The following is a 23,404-nucleotide window of genomic DNA, read 5'->3' on the forward strand; positions in this document are numbered from 1 at the left end:
ATCACAATACGTTAGTTAACAACTAGATGAGTTATGACACAGATTTGTGATCACACATAGTAGTTGAGTTCCACACCTTATTTGGCTGCTATGAACGGATCAAAGAAATTCAACAAAGGAGTAATTATCATGGCAAAACAACAATTACAGCGAGAATTAAGTAGCCGCCATGTCCAGCTCATTGCCATCGGTGGCGCAATCGGTACGGGTCTATTCTTAGGTGCTGGACAAACGATTCATCTCACTGGCCCATCTATCCTATTAACTTACATCATCATAGGATTTATGCTCTTCATGTTTATGAGAGGTTTGGGAGAGATATTAGTAGCAAACACAGGATTTAAGTCTTTCGCAGATGTGACTGCCCATTACTTAGGGCCTTTCGCGGGATTCGTCACTGGATGGACATATTGGCTCAGCTGGGTCATTACGGGTATGGCTGAGGTTACAGCCGTAGCGAAATACGTGAGTTATTGGTTCCCAGAAATTCCGAACTGGATTACCGCCCTATTCTGTGTGCTCTTCTTGATGTTCTTAAACTTACTGAGCGCTAAGTTATTTGGCGAGTTAGAATTCTGGTTCGCAATCATTAAAGTCGTAACGATTATCGCTTTAATCGTCATCGGTATAGTAATGATTCTCTTTGCATTTAAGACACCATTCGGCCACGCATCATTATCAAATATTTACAAACATGGTTTCTTCTCAGATGGACTCAACGGTTTCATGATGTCCTTCCAAATGGCAACTTTCTCATTTGTAGGTATTGAGTTAATCGGTGTGACGGCTGGTGAAACGAAAGATCCGAAGACAATTATTCCGAAAGCGATCAATAGCGTGCCATTACGTATTCTCGTATTCTACGTAGGTGCTCTAGCTGTTATTATGTCGATCATTCCTTGGACGCAAATCAATCCGGATGATAGTCCTTTCGTTAAACTGTTTGCGTTAATCGGTATACCGTTTGCGGCAGGTATCATTAACTTCGTAGTTCTTACTGCTGCTGCATCCTCTTGTAACAGTGGTATCTTCTCAAATAGTCGTATGCTGTTCGGTTTATCTAAAAAAGAACAAGCACCACCTATTTTTGAAAACACGAATAAAAATGGCGTTCCTAATATCGGAATTATCGTATCATCAGCATTGCTCTTTATCGCAGCATTCTTAAACTATGTGATTCCGAACTCAACGTTAGTATTCACATACGTTACAACACTTTCAACAGTATTATTCATCATCGTTTGGATGCTTATTACACTTGCGTATATTAAGTATCATCATGACAATCCTGAAAGTCATAAGAAAGCACAATATAAATTACCTGGTGGAAAGTACATGGGTTATATTATATTAGTATTCTTCTTAATTATCTTTGCTCTCTTGTTCGTCAATCAAGAAACAAGAGTCGGAATCTATATCACACCAATCTGGTTCATTATCTTAATCTTAATGTACCTACGCTATAAGAAGGTAACTAAGAATAACTAACGCGTCGATTACACAAGCTCATATGATTATATGTTCAATTCGAATATCGATTAAATAAATTTCGCCTGATTGCATCCGTCCGTGCAATCAGGCATTTTTACGCTTTTATTTAGAATTTGCGCTAAAGAGACTAGGGTACGAATACGCGTTTCAACGTACGCTAGCTATTTGTCTATATATAACGAAAAAGAGTAGGACAAGAAATACGATCATTTCCTGTCCCACTCTTATTTTACATAGAGCCTCTAACTCATTAGCTATAAATTAAAGTACGTTTGCATAACCTTCGAAGATCTTACCTTGGTTCGCATCTACTGTTACTAAAGCACCCTCTTCAAATTCGTTAGTTGCATTCTCAACACCTACAACTGTTGGGATACCTTTCTCGAGACCAATGATGGCACTTGGAGAAGTAATACCGCTCTCTTCAGTAACTAAGCCCACTGCTTCTTCAATGTATGGAATGATAGACTCATCAACTGAAGTCGTTACGATAACGGCATCAGATAAATCTTTACCTTCTAAATCACGTGCATCTTTCGCGATCACTGTATGACCTACTACTGAGTTACGTCCAACACCTGTACCGCTTGCCAGTTCGTCACCTACTAAGTGAAGTTTCATCATGTTTGTTGTGCCTGGTTCACCTGTAGGAACACCTGCAGTAATGATGATGAGGTCACCATTCTGAACACGTTCTGTTTCTACAGCAGTTGCGACTGCATTGTTGAGTAAGGCGTCTGTAGTCTTACGTCCTTCTTTAACGACTGGGTGGATTCCCCAGACAATCGCACATTGACGTGCAGTTTCAGGATGTGGTGTTACTGCAATGATATCTGAATGTGGACGATATTTAGAAATTGTACGTGCAGTTGATCCACTTTCTGTTGCTGCAACGATAGCTTTAACATTTAAGTTTAAAGCTGTGTGGGCTACAGATACCCCAATCGCATTCACGAGTGAAGTTTGTACTAGATTTGTACGGTCTGATAATAACTTTCTATAGTCTTGTGCGCCTTCTGCAGAAACTGCGATGTTACGCATCGTCTTCACTGCTTCTTCAGGATATTGACCAGCAGCCGTTTCACCTGAAAGCATAACCGCGTCTGTACCGTCGTAAATAGCGTTCGCTACGTCACTTGCTTCGGCACGTGTCGCACGAGGATTGTGTTGCATAGAATCTAACATTTGAGTCGCTGTAATAACAGGTTTACCTAGTTTATTACATTGTCTGATTAAATCTTTTTGCACCATTGGTACTGATTCTGGTGGGATTTCAACACCCATGTCACCACGTGCAACCATGAGGCCATCTGATACTTGAAGAATCTCTTTAATGTTGTCGATACCTTCTTGGTTCTCAATTTTAGGGATGATACTGATTGTGTCACAGTTCTCTTCTTCAAGAATCTTACGAATGTCCAATACATCACTTGGGCGACGTACGAAACTAGCAGCGATGAAATCGATACCTTGTTCGATACCAAAGTGAATGTCATTCGCATCTTTATCTGTAATACCAGGAAGGTTCACTTTCACGCCTGGTAGGTTCACACCTTTTTTATTTTTCAATTCGCCTGTGTTAAGCACATCACAGAGCACTTCGCCTTTATCTTTATTAATACTTTTCACTTGTAGTTCGATAAGACCATCGTCGAGTAAAATGTAAGAACCTTCATCCACGTCATCAATGAGATGATCATATGTCACAGAAATCTTATCCGGTGTACCTTCAACTTCTGTCATGCTTACGATAATCTCTGAGCCTTTCTCAAGTTCAATCACGCCATCTTTCATGTTGTGAGTACGAATTTCAGGCCCTTTCGTATCAAGTAAGATACCTACCGTTTTGTTTAAGCGTTTTGCCACTTTACGAATCGTTTCGATACGAGCTTTATGCTCATCATGATCACCATGTGAAAAGTTTAAGCGTGCTACGTTCATTCCAGCTTTCATCAACTTTTCAATCATTTCTTCTGATTCTGAAGCTGGACCAATTGTACAAACAATCTTTGTCTTTCTCATTATTTAATGACCTCCTGTTTTTCTATATAGAAAGTTCTTTCGTTAATTTAAACATATTATAGTCAAATTCATGTTTATTATTTCTAAAGATTTCTTCAAATGGTGTAGAAGTGAGTGCATTATTTCTGATACCGACACCGAGTGCCGTTTTACCATCTAGCAATAACTCAACTGCATAGCCACCGAGACGCGATGCTAATACACGGTCTTGACCTGATGGACTACCGCCGCGCTGAATATGCCCGAGTACAGAAACACGTGCATCAACGTTGATATATTTCAATAATTCTTTAGAACATTCTTCACCAGACATGCAACCTTCAGCAACCATGATGATTGAATGTTTCTTACCTCTCTTAATACCGTTCTCGATACGTTCAGCAATTTCTTTAATATCCGTATCGACTTCTGGTAAGATGATTGTTTCTGCACCAACAGAGAGTCCTGCCCAAAGTGCGAGGTCACCACAATCTCTACCCATTACTTCAATGATAAAAGTACGAGCGTGACTTGATGCTGTATCGCGAATCTTATCGACTGACTCAATAATCGTATTAAGTGCTGTGTCGAAACCGATAGTGAAATCTGTACCGTTGATGTCGTTGTCAATTGTACCAGGCACACCAATCGTTTGAATGTCCTTACATTCCTCACTGATACGTTGTGCGCCACGGTAACTACCATCGCCACCGATGACTACTAGTCCTTCTATACCCCTTTTACGTAGGTTCTCAATCCCTCGTTGACGAACACTTTCTTCTTTAAACTCTGGACAACGTGCCGAATAGAGGAATGTCCCTCCTCGTTGAATCGTATCCCCTACTGCACCTAAGTCGAGTTGATGTATATCATCATTGATTAAACCTTGATAACCATGGTAAATTCCGTAAACTTCAATATCATTATAAATTGCTGTTCGAACGACTGCTCGGACAGCTGCGTTCATACCGGGTGAATCTCCGCCGCTAGTTAAGACTGCAATTTTTTTCATAACGATTTACCTTTCTTACTTAGAATTCATAGTTTTAAAATACCATAAAAATGGCTCTAGAGCTATTAATATAGGGCTTTATGAGCAATGAAAACGTTTAAGGTTATACTAATTAAACACATTGAAGAAGTATGTCATATTATATCGATTTGATTATGTTATTGGTATGTCACAATCAAAGTTAAGCGCTATTAGCTATACTGAAAAAAGTGCATAAAATGCAATAAACCCGCAAATGAAAGTCTGTAATCATTTGCGGGAGTTCATATGTGAGTTGGACTCACTTTTATTATTTTAAAACTCAGTTTAGCCTTCGTTCACTTCACCGATACTTCTGAATTTATCGTAGCGTTGATCGAGAAGTGCATCTTGGTCTAGAGTTTGTAAATCAGCGAGTTGTTTTTCAAAAACAGCTTTAATACGTTCAGCTTGCTGTTCGACATCTTTATGTGCGCCGCCTAAAGGTTCGCGGATAATCTCGTCTGCAATACCTAATTGATGTAAATCATCGGCAGTAATCTTCATCGTTTCAGCAGCAATCTTCGCTAAACTGCTATCTTTCCATAGAATACCTGCTGCACCTTCTGGAGAGATGACGGAATACGTACTATTCTCTAACATGAGCACACGGTTAGCAATACCTAAACCTAAGGCACCACCACTACCACCTTCGCCAATCACGATAGAAATCACGGGTACAGAGAGTGAAGCCATTTCGATAAGATTACGTGCGATAGACTCACTTTGTCCACGTTCTTCAGCAGCTTTACCTGGGTACGCCCCTTTCGTATCGATAAATGTAAAGATAGGACGACCGAATTTCTCTGCTTGTTTCATCAAGCGTAAAGCTTTACGGTACCCTTCTGGGTGCGCCATACCGAAGTTACGATAAATATTGTCCTTTGTATCTTTACCTCGTTGTTGCCCTACGACTGTCACAGCTTGACCATTTAAATAGCCAATGCCACCAATCATAGCTGGGTCATCGCGGAAAGTACGATCACCGTGTAGCTCGATAAAGGAGTCAAAGATATAAGGAATGTAATCAAGAGATGTTGGGCGTTCTTGTAAACGTGCGAGTTGCACACGGTCCCAAGGCTTGAGATTCGTGTAAACCTTTTGCGTTTCACGGTCGAGTGACGCTTCTAGCATATCGATTTCTTCTTGAAGATCGACATCGTTCTTCTCTTGTGATTCTTTTAAGGACTCAATTTTACTTTTAATCTCAAAAAGTGGTTTCTCGAAATCAAGCATTCTCATTCACCTCTTGATGCATTTTTAATAAATTAGCCAACGTGTTGCGCATATCTTTACGATGTACAACTTTATCGAGTTGACCGTGTTCAAGTAAGAACTCAGAAGTTTGGAAGTCATCAGGCAATTTCTCATTAATCGTCTGTTCAATAACACGACGACCAGCAAAGCCGATGAGTGCCTTAGGTTCACTGATATTGATATCGCCTACCGAAGCGAAACTTGCAGAGACGCCTCCAGTTGTAGGATTCGTAATATATGAAATATAAAGTAAACCTGCATCCATATGGCGTTTCAAGGAGACGCTCGTCTTACCCATTTGCATGAGTGAAATAATCCCTTCTTGCATTCGTGCACCGCCACTTGCTGAGAAGAGGATAAATGGAAGACGTTCTTTCGTACAGTGTTCAATGATACGACAAATCTTCTCACCTACCACAGAGCCCATGCTGCCCATGCGGAAACGTGAGTCCATGAATGCTACGCCATATTTAATACCTTCAAGTTGTGCTGTACCCGTTACGACAGCTTCATTCAAGCCTGTCTTGTTCTGGTCTTTCTGAACTTTCTCTTCATAACTTGGGAAATCGAGTGGATTCGCTGACGTCATCCCTTTATCAAATTCTTCGAACGTTCCTTCATCAGCAATCGCATTGATACGATCGTGTGCTGTAAGGATGAGATGGTAATCACAATTAAAACAGACATTCAAATTCTCAGCTAATTCTTTCGTATACATAATTTTTTTACATTTTGGGCATTTCGTCATGATTCCAGCTGGAACTTCATTCTGTTTCGAATCCGATACTGTCACGTATTTTTTCTTTTTACTGCTTCTGTTAAAAAAGTCTTTAAACATCAGTAAACCTCCAATTGCCATATGGTAGTAGCTACACATTGATTTCATAAAGCATCTCGTATAACTTTCAGACAAGATAACGATCTTTTGCATCAACTTCGGTGAATGAACTTGCGTCGGCCATCTTCAATTCAACCATTGCTTGTAATAGAAGTGCGAATCCGCTCTATTTCTCTTAATGCCACGCATCTTTCTCATATGTAGCTGAGTAAAATATGTATCAGCAAGTTAGGTGTTGAGCATTAAGAACTAACGATACTAGCTCAACCCTAACTCATAAGCTATTGTTTATTGATCATTAAGATCAGTTAATTTCATGGTCTTATCATAAACATCTTGTGGGTCAATTTCAATACGTGCTACGCCAGAATCCATAGCCGCACGAGCTACTTCACGGGCAACAGATGGTGCTACACGAGAATCAAACGGTCCAGGAATACAATAATCTGGATCGAGTTCATCTGAATCAATGAGATTAGCTATCGCTTCAACTGCAGCTTGTTTCATCTCTTCGTTGATATGTGTTGCTTCAACGTCTAGCGCACCTCTAAAGATACCTGGGAATGCAAGCACATTGTTGATTTGGTTTGGATTGTCAGAACGACCTGTACCAATCACTTTAGCTCCAGCTTCTTTCGCATCATCAGGATTAATTTCAGGATTTGGATTAGCCATCGCAAAGATGATTGGGTCGTCTGCCATAGAACGTACCATATCTTGTGTTAAGATATCGGCCACACTGACACCGATGAAGACGTCTGCATCTTGAATTACTTCTTCAAGATCGCCTTCTGTTTTATCGCGATTGGTCCATTTCGCCACTTGTTCTTTTGTTTCATTCATACCGTGACGACGGCCTTCATAAATCGCACCTTTAGAATCGCACATAATCATGTCGCGAATACCATAGGAATATAATAATTTTACTATAGCAATACCTGCAGCACCAGCACCATTTAAGACAACTTTAATATCTGACATGTCTTTATCAACGATACGTAAAGCATTAATAAGTCCTGCTACAGTAACGATAGCTGTGCCGTGCTGGTCATCATGAAATACTGGAATGTTCGTTTCTTTCTTAAGACGTTCTTCAATTTCAAAGCAACGCGGTGCTGAAATATCCTCTAAATTGATACCACCGTAGTTGGGTTCTAATAATTTCACAGTATTAACAATTTCATCTGTATCTGTAGTCTTAAGTGAAATTGGTACACCATCGATACCAGAGAAGCTCTTGAATAAGACGGCTTTACCTTCCATTACAGGAATGCTGGCTTCTGCTCCGATATTGCCTAAACCTAATACTGCTGTGCCGTCGCTGACTACAGCTACAGTATTACGTTTCATGGTATACTCGAATACCTTGCGAGGGTCTTCATGAATTTCTTTACAAGGTTCAGCTACACCTGGAGAATAAGCTAAACTCAGTTCGTCTTTATTTGTCACCTTAACTTTAGGCGCAACTTCGAGTTTACCTTGATTTCTTCTGTGCATCTCTAATGCTTCATCTCTTAAAGTCATTTGAACACTCCTTTATCTAGCTATTCCAAGTTAACCATCAATATACACTTTTATTACATAACTATCCAGAAATTAACATGCTTATCTTCTTAAGTGATGTAATAAAAATGTATAGTGAGGAGATGATTCATCCTTTAAATATGATAAAAACTGATGGCTGCTCAATGCGAACCATCAGTTAACTATATCATACCTTATACAGCGATTAAAGTTATACAATTCTTACATCCCGAGGCGAGAACAATTCAAGAAAAGCTTGAATCGTCTCTTTGTTACGCTCAATAACGCCTATGGGTTGAATCTGTTGCTGTGATTGATCGTAGTAATATACTGGTAAATCGTGTTCAGTTTCTTGTTGGTTAAGCAACTCTTTCTGAGCATCATTTTGCAGCTGTTGCCGTATTACAATATATTTCGCTTGTTTCATCTTTTGTTCTTCAAAGTGTTCCACAGGTATTAATTCATTGACGATGAGTTGAAGCTTATCGTTACGCGTTTCATATTTGCCGTAACAAATCATCGGTTGATCATCTTGTAGATCTAACTCATATCTTTTATAAACATTTGGAAAGAGCACACCGTCTAACGTATCTCTACCATCATTTAGAGTAACAAACGCCATGTTCTGACCCTTTTTAGTACGAATTCGTTTAACCTCATCTATTTGAATGAGCAACGGCTGGTTGTCTTTACTATTCGCAATTTGGAACATACCATATTGCTGCTTTCGCTCGAATAATTTCTCCATCGGGTGTTTCGTAATGTAAAACCCTAAATATTCACGTTCATAATCACTCAAGACTTTGTCTGGTAATTCCTCTTTCTCTTCGATATTCACCTTTGGGGTAAGTGTTTCAAAGATAAAGCCATCTTGTTCAACATCACTCACATCATCTAACACTTCATCAATTGAATGAAGTAATGTCGCCCGATTAAGACCGAAGTGGTCAAAAGCCCCTACTAGAATTAGCGCTTCGAGTAGCGAACGTGTCTTTACACGCTTAGGTAAACGTCTCGCAAAGTCAAAGAAATCTTTGAACGGTCCATTTGTCTTGCGCTCATCGACGATCGACTTCACACTTTGATACCCTACTCTTTTAATCGCACCTAAAGATAAATAGATTCCTTTCGGCGTCGCGCGATAGAACCAATAACTTTCATTAATGTTTGGAGGCAAAATAGGAATAGATTGATGTTTCGCCTCATCAATCATCATCTTCGTCTTCTGACCTCCGCCAATCGCATTCGTTAATATATTATCGAAGAAATACTGTGGATAATGTACTTTAAGATAAGCCATGATATAAGCGATCTTTGAGTAGCTGACAGCGTGAGCACGGGCAAACCCATAGTTAGCAAACTTCAATATTAAATCGAATATTTGAGTACTTACACTATCATCGTAACCATTAGAACGTGCACCTTCGATAAAGTGCTGACGCTCACTTTCAAGTACAGATAACTTCTTCTTACTCATCGCTCGGCGTAAGATATCCGCTTCACCATAACCGAAATTAGCAAAGCGGTTAGCGATTTGCATAATCTGCTCTTGATAGATAATAACGCCATAAGTATTTTGGAGAATCGGCTTTAGATCTGGGTGAATATACGCCACTTTGGACGGATCATGACGACGAGCAATATAAGTAGGGATCTCTTCCATCGGTCCTGGTCGATACAATGATGTCACAGCTACAATATCTTCAAAATGTTGCGGTTTTAATCGTTTTAACACGTTACGAATACCGTCTGATTCGAGCTGGAATATACCTGTTGTATTACCATGTGATAATAATTTAAAAACTTTAGGGTCGTCGAACGGTATTTGTTCAATATCGATGTCTTGTTTATGATGATACGCTACTTGCTTAATAATTTGATGAATAATAGATAGGTTTCTAAGACCAAGAAAGTCTATCTTTAAGAGACCTAGACGCTCATCTTCGGTCATCGTCCATTGCGTTAACACACCATTATCTCCCATAACGAGTGGTACATACTGTTGTAATGGATGATTATTAATAATGATACCTGCCGCATGTGTAGAAGTATGTCGTGGCAAGCCTTCTAACTTTTTACTAATCTCAAACCATTTCTCATGACGATAATTTCTATGAATAAAAGCCTGGAATTTCTTACCTTGAGCCGCTTCCTCTAACGTAATCCCGTGTTTATGAGGGATTAACGAAGAGATTTCGTTTAAGGTGATATCATCAAAGTGCATTATGCGACCTACATCGCGCGCTACAGCACGTGCTTGCAAATGACCAAACGTCACAATACCTGCAACGTGTGAATTGCCATATTTCTCTTGCACATAAGAAATGACACGCTCACGTTTCGTATCCTCAAAGTCGATATCAATATCCGGCATTGTGACCCTTTCTGGATTAAGAAAACGTTCGAACAGTAAATCGAATTCTAACGGATCAACTGTCGTAATATTTAATAGATAACTCACTAAGGAGCCGGCTGCTGAACCACGGCCTGGCCCCACCATCACGTCATGCGTCTTCGCATAGTGAATTAAATCACTGACGATTAAGAAATAATCTTCAAATCCCATCGTAGTAATGATGTCATATTCATGTTTCAAACGTTCTTCGTATTGCTCGGTAGTTAGCCCTTTGTCCTGTAAGCCTTGTTGAAGAAGTTGCCAGAGATAATCTTTTGAACTGCTGCCATCCGGTGTCTCGAATTTAGGAAGTAAAGACTGATGATACTCAATTTCAGCATGACATTGCTCTACTACCTCTTGCGTATTCTGCCAAATCTCCTTATCTAACGGCAGTTCTTTAAGTTCTTCACGTTGGTATAAATGTTGGTTTAAATCTTGTGTTTCACTCACGATATCTAATTTCGTATTATCCCTAATTGCATGTAAGGCAGGAATCGTGTCCGCATCCTCCTTGTTGAGATAATACGCACTTTGCATCCACACCCGAGGTATGTCAGTGACCGGTTCACTCTCATGGTTGAGATAGACAGTCGCTTTCTGTGCGATGACGTTTACAAGTGATGTGTCGTTGGCCGATACTTTTTTAAAAATAACAATAAGATGTTCGCACTTGTCTAATAACCATTCTGTTGGCATCTCTTCCTGAGATTCAAGTTGCATAGCAGAAGACAATTGATATAAATCTTCTAGCCCCTGATTATCACGTGCAAGCAAGACAATTTCTGCGGTGTCTAGGTTGTCAGTGAGATACGTTGTCATACCGAAAATAGGTTTAATCTCCGCTTCCTTGCAGGCATCAAAGAACTGAGGATAGCCATATAGAACATTCGTATCCGTAATTGCGAGCGCCTCATAACCCTCATTAGCTGCTTTTTTGACCACATCTTTAATACGTATACTTGAGTGAAGTAAATCATAAGATGTATGAATATTGAGATGTGCTACCATCAGTTCTCCTCCTTTTTACAACTTATTATTTAACGCAGTAGCAAGTTCATCGAAACGGTTCCAATCTCGAACAGAGACACCTGAAGCGTTTGGATGGCCTCCACCACCAAAGTCGTTAGCCACATCATTAATGACAATCCCTTTCGAGCGAATACGACAGCGGATGTCATTACCTTCATCCACTGCAAAGACCCAAATCTTCAAGTCACGGATATCGGCAATCGTATTGACAAATAAAGATGCCTCGTTAGGCTCAAGTTCGTATTGTTCAAGTACATCTTGAGTAATTTGCACTTTCGCAAAGCCTTGCTCATTTAACTCAAAATTCTGTAAGACATAGCCTTGGAACGGCAAGAGTCGTGGATCTTTCTCAGCCATTTGATTTAATGCTTTCATGTGATCAAAGTCATATTTCAATAGCTCAGCTGCGATATGCATGGTATGTGGGGTTGTATTATTGAAGAGGAATCTCCCAGTATCCCCTACAATTCCTAAGTAAAGTAAGCGTGCTACTTCGGCATCAATAATAGATTGATCATTAAAGTGTGTAATCATATCGTAAATAATCTCACTTGTGGAAGAAGCATCTACATTAACATAGTTCACTTCCCCATACTGATCAGTCGCTGGGTGATGATCGATCTTCAGCACATGGGCACCATCCTGATAGCGCTGGTCGCTTATACGAGGTGCATTTGCAGTATCGCAGACGATGACGAGCGCATCTTTGTACAAGTCGTCATTTACATTGTCTGTCGTTCCCATGAAATCGAGCGAAGCCTCAGTTTCTCCTACAGCATAAATTGCTTTGTCAGGAAATTTAAGTTGTAAGTAACGCTGTAACCCTAATTGAGAACCATATGCATCTGGGTCTGGTCGCACATGTCGATGGATGATCACTGTTTCATTCTCTTTCACACGATCCATAATTAATTCAAATTCTTTGGCCATTCCAATTTCCTCCTCTATGTATTCACGCCTGTATTCTAGATCATTACTTTCACGTATTCATCTTTTTAAAATTTACTTCCATTATATCAGATGTTTGTGCAAGCTCATACATAACGAGAGTGACCCGAATAACGTGATTAACGTTTCGAGTCACCTCAGTGATTTTATTTAAATAATTTACATCAAAGTTGCTACAATATATCTAATCGATGAGCTGACACATAATGATTGCATTCGCCACTTTCTGTGTACCACTCGACATATTGACTTCAAGCTTAGCAAAGTTACGACCTACATCGAACATATCATAGTTCACTTCAATATCTGATTCAATTGGTAACGATTTAATGTAGACGATATTTAAACTTTCAATCATGACTTCTAGCTTTTTATACTTACGCATTTCAAAGCGAATCGTTTCTTCAATTATTGCCACAATAACTGATTTACTTAACATACCAAACTGATTCGTTAACAGTGGTGAAACTTGTAAGTGGATACCATCATTGTTAATCGTAATGTGTTTCGCGATTTGATCGTTAATCGTTTCCCCTACATGTGGTTGTTGACCGATGACTTGCATCGCTTTCAAGACATCTTCACGGGTGATGACACCGACCAATTTTTTACTCGGAGAGATGACAGGTAGAAGCTCAATACCTTCCCAAATCATCATGTGCGCACAACTTGCTACTGTGGTGTGCAATTGCGCGTATATCGGTGGACGCGTCATAAACCGCTCGACACGATCACCATTGCGCATATTAATAATCTCTTTACTCGTTAAGATTCCAGTTAAACGCCAATCTTGATCGACAATTGGGAAGCGGGAATGTCCCGTAGTCGTTGCATGATATTTATAATCTTCTAAAGTCATTCCTTCAAAGAGGACACATGTTTCATCAATATCTTTCACAATATCATCGACGACGAGTACTTCTGTGCGTATCTTCTTATTATATAATGAACGGTTAATGATATTTGCAGCCATGTACGAATCATAATTGCAAGAAATCACTGGTATATCGTATTTATCAGCATAATCGATAATACTTTTAGATGTATTGAATCCGCCAGTGATAAGTACTGCAGTCCCTTTTCGTAAAGCTTCATATTGAACTTCAAGACGATTACCGACGATGAGCAACGTATGAGAGCTTAAGTATTTCATCACATCATCGACTTCCATTGCTCCGATAGCGAAATTCGTTAAAGTTCTATAAAGGCCTCTTCTGCCACCGAGTACCTTTCCGTCCACAATCGACACGATTTCATTATAAGTTAATTGCTCTATACGTTCGCGCGCTTTCTTCTCAATGCGCACGGTCCCTACCCGATCAATGGTAGCCACAAGCCCCATGTGACTAGCATCTTTGATTGCTCGATACGCCGTTCCCTCTGATACGCGTAAGACTTTAGCTATCTTACGTACTGATATTTTTGATCCAACAGATAACGATTCTATGTGAGCTAGTATTTGTTCATGTTTAGTCATCCTATGTACCTCTTATTTAAAAATTTTGTACTCATATTATAACTTTTTACGCAAGGAAATGCGATTTATGTAACTAGTATTTTTAGGTTTGTTACTTTTTTATACAAATACGACAGCTGTTAATAAAAAATTTGATTACTTATTTGAAAAGTATAACAATTTTATTGCAATAGGAGCCAAAATTTTACTAAAATGAAGATGAGGAGGGATGAACAATGTTCAAAAATATACTGTTGGGTGTTGATACACAATTAACGAATGAGAAAGCTTTGAAAGAAGTTTCGAAACTTGCTGGAGAAGGTACAGTCGTAACTATTCTCAATGCTATTAGCGAACAAGATGCGCAAGCGTCAATCAAATCTGGAATTCATCTAGACAAGTTAACAGAACAACGTAGTAAAGGGTTAGCACCTACTCGTCAAGCCTTAGAAGATTATGGCATCGAGTATGAAGAAATGATTGTGAGAGGTAACGCTAAAGAAAAGCTAGTGAAACAGGCTAATAGTGGTAAATACGATATCGTCTTACTCAGCAACCGCAAAGCAGAAGACAAGAAGAAATTCGTGCTCGGTAGTGTCAGTCACAAAGTAGCGAAACGTGCCCACATCCCTGTATTGATCGTCAAATAAGCGTAGCGCTTTCTTTCGTATCACAAAATCATAATAATAGAGAAACGGCAATTTCTAAGTTGGATTGATAGAAATTGCCGTTTTCTGTAAGAAATTTAAGCTTTTAGAAGAATTTTATCAATAATAAACTAAACATCTATTTTCAATGCCGACTCGAGATCCCCATCTTAATAGATATTATTAAAGTTCTACATCTTCACCTGGTTTAACGATTTGAACTTCACCAACATTGACTGCTGATTTAAATTCTTCAGGATCTTGTTCAATGTAAGGGAAAGTATCATAGTGGATTGGAACTGTAATCTTAGGTTGGATAAATTCATTGATTGCATAGCTTGCGTCGTCGATGCCCATAGTAAAGTTGTCACCAATAGGGATAAAGCAAACGTCTACAGGATGACGATCAGCGATAAGTTTCATATCACTAAATAAACTAGTGTCACCAGTGTGATAAATCGTCTTACCTTCAACTTCAAGAATCACACCCATTGGCATTCCTAAATAAACAGGTACACCATTGTCGTCTGTTAAACTTGAGCTATGGAATGCTTGCACAAATTTAACTGAACCAAAGTCGAAGTCAACTTTACCACCAATGTTCATTGGACGCACATTATCGTGACCTTTATTTGTAGATAGATAATCTCCCACTTCTGCAGAGCCAATTACTGTAGCATTGTTTTTCTTCGCTAATTCTACTGTGTCTCCGAAATGGTCGCCATGACCATGTGTAAGAATAATGTAGTCAACTTCTAAGTTATCTGCATCTAAGTCAGATAGTTCATTGCCTGAAATAAATGGATCTACAATTACTTTTTTGTTATTTGCTTCTAAATAAATTGCTGATTGTCCATGAAATGATAACTTCATTATAAATCCTCCCCAAATCATGTTTACTTTGTATTATACCCTACTCTACGCGTTTTATAACGTTATAGGACTGTTTTTTAGTTGAATAGAAAAACACGCATTTTGATTATTCATAGCCGTTATTTTACAATAAAGAAAAATAACAGGGGTGTGAATATTATGAAAATAGATCATTTAATTAACACGATAGAACGTGAACAAGCGGATGGCGCATGGATTACACGACCGATTAACATCTACTACCTTACCGGCTATCACAGCAATCCAAATGAGCGACTCTTCGCTTTACTCATTAAGCCTACTGGTGAACAAGTGCTCTTCTGCCCTCAAATGGAAGTAGCTGATGTCAACAACTCTCCTTTCGAAGGCGAAGTAATTGGCTACCTCGATACTGAAGCACCATTAAGTAAGCTTAATGAAACATATACTAAGTTATTGATTGAAGCGAAACATTTAACTGTGCACCGTCAACGAAAACTAACTAAATATCTACATACTGAAACGTTTGCTGATGTGGATCTCACATTAAAACAATTACGCAATAATAAATCTACTGGTGAAATTGCGGAGCTTACAATCGCTGCAGAACTTGCTGATAAATGTATTGAAATAGGTGTCGCCTTTCTAGAAGAAGGTCGCACCGAACGAGAAGTCGTCAATCATATCGAACACGAAATTAAACGTTATGGGGTCAATGAGATGAGTTTCGATACGATGGTATTGTTTGGCGACCACGCTGCATCTCCTCACGGCATTCCTGGCGATCGTCGTTTGCAAGTGAATGAATATGTACTCTTTGACCTTGGTGTCGTCTATAATCACTATTGTAGTGATATTACACGAACTGTGGCGTTTGGTACACCTTCCGAAGAGGCACAACGTATATATCAAGTTGTGTTAGAGGCGCAAACACAAGCGATAGAGGCGATTCAACCAGGTGAAAAGATTTCCAAGATTGATGATATCGCGCGAAATATTATTACTGAAGCGGGCTACGGGGATTATTTCACACACCGACTGGGTCATGGTTTAGGGCTCGAAGCACATGAATATCAAGATATTTCAAGTCAAAATAATAATGCGTTGGAAGCAGGTATGGTCATTACCATTGAACCTGGTATTTATGTTCCTAATGTTGCAGGTGTACGGATTGAGGATGATATCGTCGTAACTGAAGATGGTGCGCGTAGCTTAACAAATTATCCGAAACATTAAAAAAGATTGTCTCGCTCGAAATGGAGCGGGACAATCTTTTTAAGTGCTATATTATTTTAAGCCTTCTTCGACTGAAATATAGTCAAGATTTAACGCTTCCCCTACTGCTTTGTTTGTAAGTTTACCGTTAATTGTATTTAAGCCGTAAGAAAGTGGTTCATTTTCTTTAAGCGCTTTTTCATAACCTTTATTCGCAATTTGTTGCGCATAAGGTAATGTTGCGTTATTTAAAGCAATTGTAGATGTACGTGGCACTGCACCTGGCATGTTAGCTACAGCGTAGTGTACTACTCCATGTTTCTTATAAGTTGGATCATCATGTGTAGTGATCTTATCAGTAGTTTCGAAGATACCACCTTGGTCGATTGCGATATCTACTACAACTGAACCGTCTTTCATTTGTTTAACCATGTCTTCAGTTACAAGACTAGGTGCTTTCGCGCCAGGAATAAGTACGGCACCGATAACGAGATCACTTTGTTTAACGCACTCTTCAATATTTAATGGGTTAGACATGATAGTGTGTACACGTCCATCAAATAAATCTTCAAGTTCTTGTAAACGTTTAGGGTTAACGTCTAATACTGTTACATCTGCGCCTAAACCTAAAGCAATCTTAGCAGCATTTGTACCTGCTTGGCCACCACCGATGATTGTTACGCGGCCTTTAGCAACACCAGGCACACCGCTAAGTAGGATACCCATACCGCCTTTATATTTTTGTAAGAATTCTGCTCCGATTTGTGAAGACATTCTTCCTGCTACTTCACTCATAGGAGTTAAGAGTGGTAAAGAGCGATCTGGTAGTTGCACTGTTTCATAAGCGATACTTACAACTTTGCTATCAAGTAATGCTTTCGTTAATTCACCTTCATTAGCTAAGTGTAAGTAAGTGAATAAGATAAGTCCTTCTTTAAAGTATTGGTACTCTTCTTCCAATGGTTCTTTAACTTTCATAACCATGTCGACATCCCATACTTTTTGTTGTGAATCCACAATAGTAGCACCAGCTTGTTCGTAATCTTTATCCTCGAAATAAGATCCCTCACCTGCTGATGCCTCTACTAATACTTTATGACCTTGATCTACTAACGCGTGAACTCCACTTGGTGATAAGCTCACTCGGTTCTCATTATTCTTGATTTCCTTTGGAATACCAATAATCATGTTCTCCACCTCCAAATTTATAGTAACGCGAAACGCATGAAAGCGCAATCACAAAGTTGTTAAAATTTTACAATTATACTTATTATTAAGATTTATATCAGTGTGGTATAATATAAATAAGAAAAGCTGAAGGGGGTACAAGCGATGTTAACTTATAAAAATATTCTTATCGCTGTAGACGGATCACACGAAGCAGAATGGGCGTTCAACAAAGCGGTCGAAGTAGCTAAACGTAATGACGCTCAACTCACAGTAGTCAATGTCATCGATTCTAGAACATATTCTTCATATGAAGTGTACGATGCTCAATTCACTGAGAAATCTAAGAACTTCTCAGAAGACTTATTACAAGGTTATAAAGAAGTCGCTTCAAACGCAGGCGTAACTCAAGTGACTACACGTTTAGAATTTGGTTCACCTAAAGCGATTATTCCTAAGAAATTAGCTACAGAATTAGGCATTGACCTTATCATGTGTGGTACTTCAGGTCTTAACGCTGTCGAACGCTTTATCGTTGGTTCAGTTTCAGAATCTATCGTACGCCACTCTCCATGTGACGTTCTTGTAGTTCGTACTGAAGAAATGCCTGAGGACTTCCAACCTCAAGTTGCTACAGACGAATTCAGAGCGAAATATCAATCTCACTAATATTAAATATTTATACTTTTTAGGCCAGCTCCTTATTGTAAGGGGTTGGTCTTTTTTTAGTTGCCGTGCTGATAACACTCACTAAGCCCTCACCTATTTTCTCCACACTATTATAAAACTGCATACTTTAATAATGAAAACGCTTTTTCTCAGCGAAAATTGTAAAATTTCTATTATCTTCTATCATATTGCAAAAAATTATTTTTATTTTAATGGAGTATGGGTATAATAGATAAGAATACAACTACGAAGGGATTTTAATAATAAATATGAAACACACATACAAATTTGCATTAAGTTTAACAGTTGTCGGAGGCCTGACTTTTGTCGCTTCTGAACACATTCACAATGCTTATGCAGCCGAAATGCAATCGAACCCAACGCAGACAGTGAATAATTCGAAAGCAGATAACTCAAATAATGAAACACCGTTAGCATCTCATCAAGCACAAGTGAATGATGCTTCAAATCATACCGAAACAACAACTCCTAGCATTTTTAATAAAGCAGATCAAAACTCTGACGTAACACACAATGCTAGTCCTACTAATAATGAAGAAAGTGGTCGTGCTCAATCTGAGTCATCTCAACCATCTAAATCGACTACAGATAACCAACAACAATCACAAGTTTCTGATAGTCATTTACAACCTTCAGCAGAGCAACCTCAAGAAAGCGATAAAGCCGAAAATGAGACCCACCCTCAATCTGAAGGACAAGCAACTGACCAAGCTCGTGGTACTCGCCCTCAACAAGAACCATCAACTCAAGGGCACCAAGCAACACAGTCACAGCAAGACAAGCACACACAAAACGATCATGCATCTGAAACACAGCACAACACGTCCTCTGACTCAACAGATACGTCAGATGAGCAACAAAATCGCCCTACCTCATCACAACCGATGTTTAGAGCAACCTCAAACGCTGAAACACCAGAGGCAACTTCAGCACCTATGGAAAATACTAAGACAACGACCATTAAAATGTGGTCAGAGGAAGTAATACGACACAAGCAGGAACGCTTCGTGGACAAAATCATATGCGCCAAAGTTTAGACATCGTTGTACCCGCCAACACGAAAGCGTATATCCGTTCAAAAGATGTAGTGAACAAGAAACAACTTACAGCGGAATTAATAACAGATTCCTCTAAAAGTGATGCACGTACTAATTTCGCGTTAGATCATAATTGGCATGAGATCCAAGCTTCTAAAGATGGTGCGCTCTTCATCAAGACGCCATCTGATCTCGATGGTCCTGTCGATGTTGAGTATTACGTTGAAGGTAACAAAGGTGTCGACATGCCTCACTACAAATTGAATGGCGATATCGAGAAGTTCAAACGCGATTGGCAAGAATCAGATGCTGCGTTTGCTGTAGCAGAATCTGAGCATTCTCAAATCTTGATTCCTCATGTCGACAAAGATTACGTACTCAACATGGAAGATGCTGCAGGTCCTAGTGGCTTTAAATCGCTAGATGAGACACTCAATTACCATGAAGATATGTTAAAGCACTATGATCACTGGCTCGGACTTGACGACAGTAGTGATATTCATGCTAACTCGCCACAACAATACTTTATCCGTGCAGATAAGACAGGTGCTGGTGCAGCTTATTACAATCCTGATCACACAGCCACAAATGGCGATTCAGTCGTACCGTTCCTCTCTAGAAGTTGGTTACTCTTACACGAAGTAGGACATGGTTACGACGGCTACGTAGTACATCCGAATACAGCGACTGATATTGTTTTACTCGAAACTTGGAATAATATTTACGGAAACTTGATGGTTTCTACTGTAGACTCTAAACAAGGTGATTGGCTTTATGGAGGTAAGCAAGAAGCGTATCAGAAACAAGAATTAGATAAAATGACGCAACAAGGCGACGATTATCAATTTATTCGTCAATCATTTAAATCACGACTCAACATTATGGCAACGCTAGTACGTGGTACAGGTGAAGAAAGCTTTATCAAATTTAATAAATACATGCGTGAAATGGGTAATAAAGTTAAAGAACGCTCGATTAACGATCAACTCGCGGAAGAATGGGGTAACTTAAGTGATGTCAATCTCATCCCCTACTTCGATTTAGCAGGAATACCAGTCAACGACAGTGTCAAAGAACGCATTTACGAACAAGGCAATACGATTCTTTATCCATTATCACTTCTTACATCTGACGAATCTGAGCAAGACCGCATTAAAGAAAGTGAACACATGGTATCTCGTCACGATTTAATTTCGACAGATGCGTTGAAAGATGCGGGTGTAACTACATCTTCTACAATTGATTTGAAATTAAATGGCAATCAGCTCCGAGATAACGCTGAAGTGAAACTATTAGATGGCAAACGTGTAGTCGCTACAGCTCAAGTTAAAGATAATCAAGTTCACTTTGATGAGGTACCTATTGGCGTTTATAAAGTGGAGGCGCCTTTTACAACAGATGGTAAATTACCTAAGACAGAATATATTGTTATGAAAGCCCATGACGATAATCAGCTAGAACTCAACTACCCTGCTGAAGCGAAATCCGACTACTCAGAGGTAGCAAACTTCCTAGGTTTAAGCAATGACAATGTCGCAAGTCTGACTTACAACCCAACGACTAATAAAGTGAAGATTGCGGATTCACTCAAAGCACCTCATGTGTATTTTAAAACGGACTACATCACGATGACGATTAAAGATAAAAATGGTGAAGTCAAATATCAAAAAGAGATGATCGGTAACCAAGCGCGTACTGGTGATAATATTGAAGAGGTCGATGTTCAACCAGGTGATACGCTTGAAATTTATCATGCCGAGCCAGGACGTTTGAAGTTTAGTAATAACAATACTAACCAGCCTATTTCTGCACTTGAGACTAAAGATAAGACGACGACGTATCATTTCACGCCTTATGGTTTAACTAAAACGGATGAAGATGAAGCCTATCAACGCTATCTCGATAACTTGAAAGCAGAACTTGAGAATAAACAAGCAGATTTAGAGGCACATCCAGATCTTGATAGTCGTAAAATCGTGAGTGGTTTGTATGCTGAAATTAATAATTTAAAAGATCAGGATAAACAACAATTCATCGAAGATTATCGTGACCTTCTTGAAAAAACAGGAGTTATTGAATCAGAAGATGCGAATGACGATAATCACGAAGAAGAACCTAGTGAACCTGGCGATGGTGATAATGACAATTCTGAGAATCCAGAAGACCCAGGTAGTACTGACGATCCTAGCGATTCAGGAAGTGATGAAACGACTCCAGGCGATTCTGAGGATCCTGGCGATGATAATAATAACAATGGCAATGATGAAGAACCAGGCAATAGCGAAGCCCCTAGTGAACCGGGTGGCGGCTATGAACAGCCTTCTAATCCAGGAGATGAAGATGACAACTCTGATAATCCTGTAGATCCGGGTAATGAAGACAACCCTACCACACCGGGCGATGACGAAGAACAACCTTCTGAACCAGGCAATGAAGAGCAACCTGGTGATAGCGAAACTAATCCAGGAGATTCTGAACAACCTTCTGATCCTGGCGCTGATGATAATAACAATGGCAATGATGAAGAACCAGGCAATAGCGAAAACCCTAGTGAACCGGGTGACAACGATGAACAACCTACTCAACCTGGCGATAGTGAAGATCAACCAGGCGATTCTCATCAACCCGGTAATTCAGAAGAACCAAACGAACCTGGTAACGATGATAATCAACCTGGAGATGACACAACTCAACCAGGTAATGATGACAACAACTCTGAAGACCCAAGTAGTACAGACAATCCTACGACACCTGGTCATTCCGAGGAACCTAGTGAACCTGGAGATAGTAACGAGCAACCTGGTGTTGACGAAACTAATCCGGGAGATTCTGAGCAACCGGGCGATAACGAAACTGACCCAGGAGATTCAGAGCAACCAGGCGATAATGAGCACTCTACTCAACCAGGAGATTCAGAAGTACCATCCGAACCGGGAGATATAGAACAACCTTCTCAACCGGGTGACGAAGAACAATCAAATGGTTCAAGTAATGATGTTACTCAACCTAGCAAAGATGATTCACACTCAGAGGACAACAGCACTCCACCATCTGAACCAACACCATCTCATCCAGGTAGTGTAACGATTACTCAACCATCTGGCGAAACATCACAAGAGGAATCCAAACCAGGCAAAGTTACGATTCAAGAACCCCAACCAGAACAACAACCAGATAATCAAGCGCCTGTTACAGTTGTTACACCGAAAGAACAAGATCAGTCACCATCAGAAGGTCATTCATCAACAACGAATACGAGTACTCACACAACTCAAGTGATAGACCACCTTAATGGAAATACGTGTGGAACTGCTCTTGTAGATCAGAATTCAGTATTACAGGATGGAGTAACGTCTCAATCGCTTATTCAATCTCACGCACCTCTATTAGAAGAGACAGACCACCCTACTAATACTGTTGTGAACAGTTCGCTTATGTCAGAACATCAACTGAAATTAAATTCAGATCTTGTTCAACAATCTGGTTACGAAGCCATTCAACCAATAACTGCACCAACTGTTCAGGAGGTTAAAAATACAACACCTACTCACAAAGATAGTACAGCACAAGCGTTACAATTACCTGATACAGGAAATGAATCCCATAATGGTCCTATATGGGGCACTTTAGCCTTAATCGCTGGAATCTTTACTTTACGTTGGAGAAAACGTAAATCTAACAACCAACAATAAAAATTAACTCAATCACATCTACACAACTTTGAGTCATAAAATACATCCCTTAGGTTTTCTTGACTACAAGAAGACCTAAGGGATGTTTTACTTCTTATCTATACTGTATATTTTCAAATTCAACCTAATCAC

The 23,404-nt window shown here is 39.5% G+C and carries 16 protein-coding genes; 6 read left to right on the forward strand and 10 right to left on the reverse strand.

The window, feature by feature from the left end; translation table 11 throughout:
• Window positions 1–129 precede the first annotated feature (129 nt).
• On the forward strand, window positions 130–1,488 hold the full coding sequence (locus CD039_RS05455; protein ID WP_103371452.1) for an amino acid permease: 1,359 nt from the start codon (window positions 130–132) through the stop codon (window positions 1,486–1,488).
• A 264-nt stretch (window positions 1,489–1,752) separates the two neighbouring features.
• Here CD039_RS05455 and pyk read toward each other — a convergent pair whose 3' ends face one another.
• The 8 genes from pyk to CD039_RS05495 all read right to left on the reverse strand — a co-directional run bounded on the left by pyk (window position 1,753) and on the right by CD039_RS05495 (window position 13,993).
• The gene (pyk, locus tag CD039_RS05460) at window positions 1,753–3,513 is read right to left on the reverse strand and encodes a pyruvate kinase (protein ID WP_103371453.1); all 1,761 of its coding nucleotides are present in this window, start codon (window positions 3,511–3,513) and stop codon (window positions 1,753–1,755) included.
• Window positions 3,514–3,535: 22 nt separating this feature from the next.
• Entirely contained in the window at window positions 3,536–4,504 is a 969-nt protein-coding gene (gene pfkA, locus CD039_RS05465) for a 6-phosphofructokinase (RefSeq protein WP_049411358.1), read from the reverse strand.
• A 306-nt stretch (window positions 4,505–4,810) separates the two neighbouring features.
• On the reverse strand, window positions 4,811–5,758 hold the full coding sequence (locus tag CD039_RS05470; RefSeq protein ID WP_103371454.1) for an acetyl-CoA carboxylase carboxyltransferase subunit alpha: 948 nt from the start codon (window positions 5,756–5,758) through the stop codon (window positions 4,811–4,813).
• Complete coding sequence (gene accD / locus CD039_RS05475; RefSeq protein WP_103371455.1) at window positions 5,751–6,617, reverse strand: acetyl-CoA carboxylase, carboxyltransferase subunit beta; 867 nt, start codon at window positions 6,615–6,617, stop codon at window positions 5,751–5,753. Before accD ends, CD039_RS05470 begins: the two co-directional genes overlap by 8 nt.
• Before the next feature lie 288 nt (window positions 6,618–6,905).
• Window positions 6,906–8,141 carry an NADP-dependent malic enzyme gene (ystJ, locus tag CD039_RS05480; protein WP_103371456.1) on the reverse strand — a complete coding sequence of 412 codons (1,236 nt, stop codon included), beginning with the start codon at window positions 8,139–8,141 and terminating at the stop codon, window positions 6,906–6,908.
• Window positions 8,142–8,352: 211 nt separating this feature from the next.
• Window positions 8,353–11,547: a DNA polymerase III subunit alpha gene (locus CD039_RS05485; protein WP_103371457.1), complete on the reverse strand. Its 3,195-nt coding sequence runs from the start codon at window positions 11,545–11,547 to the stop codon at window positions 8,353–8,355.
• Between the two features lie 15 nt (window positions 11,548–11,562).
• Complete coding sequence (locus CD039_RS05490) at window positions 11,563–12,498, reverse strand: DHH family phosphoesterase (protein ID WP_103371458.1); 936 nt, start codon at window positions 12,496–12,498, stop codon at window positions 11,563–11,565.
• 202 nt (window positions 12,499–12,700) lie between these two features.
• On the reverse strand, window positions 12,701–13,993 hold the full coding sequence (locus tag CD039_RS05495) for a DRTGG domain-containing protein (RefSeq protein ID WP_103371459.1): 1,293 nt from the start codon (window positions 13,991–13,993) through the stop codon (window positions 12,701–12,703).
• 215 nt (window positions 13,994–14,208) lie between these two features.
• Between CD039_RS05495 and CD039_RS05500 the strand changes: the two genes are divergently transcribed.
• Window positions 14,209–14,622, forward strand: coding sequence for a universal stress protein (locus CD039_RS05500; RefSeq protein WP_103371460.1), 414 nt, complete (start codon window positions 14,209–14,211; stop codon window positions 14,620–14,622).
• Window positions 14,623–14,802: 180 nt separating this feature from the next.
• On the opposite strand, the gene CD039_RS05505 is transcribed toward CD039_RS05500, so the two are convergent.
• Window positions 14,803–15,492: a metal-dependent hydrolase gene (locus CD039_RS05505; RefSeq protein ID WP_103371461.1), complete on the reverse strand. Its 690-nt coding sequence runs from the start codon at window positions 15,490–15,492 to the stop codon at window positions 14,803–14,805.
• A 159-nt stretch (window positions 15,493–15,651) separates the two neighbouring features.
• On the opposite strand from CD039_RS05505, the gene CD039_RS05510 reads away from it, so the two are divergent.
• Complete coding sequence (locus CD039_RS05510) at window positions 15,652–16,707, forward strand: M24 family metallopeptidase (RefSeq protein WP_103371462.1); 1,056 nt, start codon at window positions 15,652–15,654, stop codon at window positions 16,705–16,707.
• Window positions 16,708–16,758: 51 nt separating this feature from the next.
• On the opposite strand, the gene ald is transcribed toward CD039_RS05510, so the two are convergent.
• Window positions 16,759–17,874: an alanine dehydrogenase gene (gene ald, locus CD039_RS05515; RefSeq protein WP_002471233.1), complete on the reverse strand. Its 1,116-nt coding sequence runs from the start codon at window positions 17,872–17,874 to the stop codon at window positions 16,759–16,761.
• Between the two features lie 144 nt (window positions 17,875–18,018).
• Between ald and CD039_RS05520 the strand changes: the two genes are divergently transcribed.
• From CD039_RS05520 to CD039_RS05530, 3 genes are all read left to right on the forward strand, one after another.
• The gene (locus CD039_RS05520; protein WP_103371463.1) at window positions 18,019–18,522 is read left to right on the forward strand and encodes a universal stress protein; all 504 of its coding nucleotides are present in this window, start codon (window positions 18,019–18,021) and stop codon (window positions 18,520–18,522) included.
• Window positions 18,523–18,791: 269 nt separating this feature from the next.
• Window positions 18,792–19,580, forward strand: coding sequence for a hypothetical protein (locus tag CD039_RS05525; RefSeq protein WP_103371464.1), 789 nt, complete (start codon window positions 18,792–18,794; stop codon window positions 19,578–19,580).
• On the forward strand, window positions 19,511–23,272 hold the full coding sequence (locus CD039_RS05530) for a putative mucin/carbohydrate-binding domain-containing protein (protein WP_142384372.1): 3,762 nt from the start codon (window positions 19,511–19,513) through the stop codon (window positions 23,270–23,272). Before CD039_RS05525 ends, CD039_RS05530 begins: the two co-directional genes overlap by 70 nt.
• Window positions 23,273–23,404 lie beyond the last annotated feature (132 nt).

Source organism: Staphylococcus argensis (assembly GCF_002902305.1).
Lineage (GTDB): Bacteria > Bacillota > Bacilli > Staphylococcales > Staphylococcaceae > Staphylococcus > Staphylococcus argensis.

Excerpts from the sequence above, each read along its gene's own strand:
- CD039_RS05510 (WP_103371462.1), top strand. The coding sequence starts at position 15,652 with ATGAAAATAGATCATTTAATTAACACGATAGAACGTGAACAAGCGGAT.
- CD039_RS05455 (WP_103371452.1), top strand. The coding sequence starts at position 130 with ATGGCAAAACAACAATTACAGCGAGAATTAAGTAGCCGCCATGTCCAG.
- CD039_RS05470 (WP_103371454.1), bottom strand. The coding sequence starts at position 5,758 with ATGCTTGATTTCGAGAAACCACTTTTTGAGATTAAAAGTAAAATTGAG.
- CD039_RS05525 (WP_103371464.1), top strand. The coding sequence starts at position 18,792 with ATGAAACACACATACAAATTTGCATTAAGTTTAACAGTTGTCGGAGGC.
- CD039_RS05520 (WP_103371463.1), top strand. The coding sequence starts at position 18,019 with ATGTTAACTTATAAAAATATTCTTATCGCTGTAGACGGATCACACGAA.
- ald (WP_002471233.1), bottom strand. The coding sequence starts at position 17,874 with ATGATTATTGGTATTCCAAAGGAAATCAAGAATAATGAGAACCGAGTG.
- ystJ (WP_103371456.1), bottom strand. The coding sequence starts at position 8,141 with ATGACTTTAAGAGATGAAGCATTAGAGATGCACAGAAGAAATCAAGGT.
- accD (WP_103371455.1), bottom strand. The coding sequence starts at position 6,617 with ATGTTTAAAGACTTTTTTAACAGAAGCAGTAAAAAGAAAAAATACGTG.
- CD039_RS05495 (WP_103371459.1), bottom strand. The coding sequence starts at position 13,993 with ATGACTAAACATGAACAAATACTAGCTCACATAGAATCGTTATCTGTT.
- pfkA (WP_049411358.1), bottom strand. The coding sequence starts at position 4,504 with ATGAAAAAAATTGCAGTCTTAACTAGCGGCGGAGATTCACCCGGTATG.
- pyk (WP_103371453.1), bottom strand. The coding sequence starts at position 3,513 with ATGAGAAAGACAAAGATTGTTTGTACAATTGGTCCAGCTTCAGAATCA.
- CD039_RS05485 (WP_103371457.1), bottom strand. The coding sequence starts at position 11,547 with ATGGTAGCACATCTCAATATTCATACATCTTATGATTTACTTCACTCA.
- CD039_RS05500 (WP_103371460.1), top strand. The coding sequence starts at position 14,209 with ATGTTCAAAAATATACTGTTGGGTGTTGATACACAATTAACGAATGAG.
- CD039_RS05490 (WP_103371458.1), bottom strand. The coding sequence starts at position 12,498 with ATGGCCAAAGAATTTGAATTAATTATGGATCGTGTGAAAGAGAATGAA.
- CD039_RS05505 (WP_103371461.1), bottom strand. The coding sequence starts at position 15,492 with ATGAAGTTATCATTTCATGGACAATCAGCAATTTATTTAGAAGCAAAT.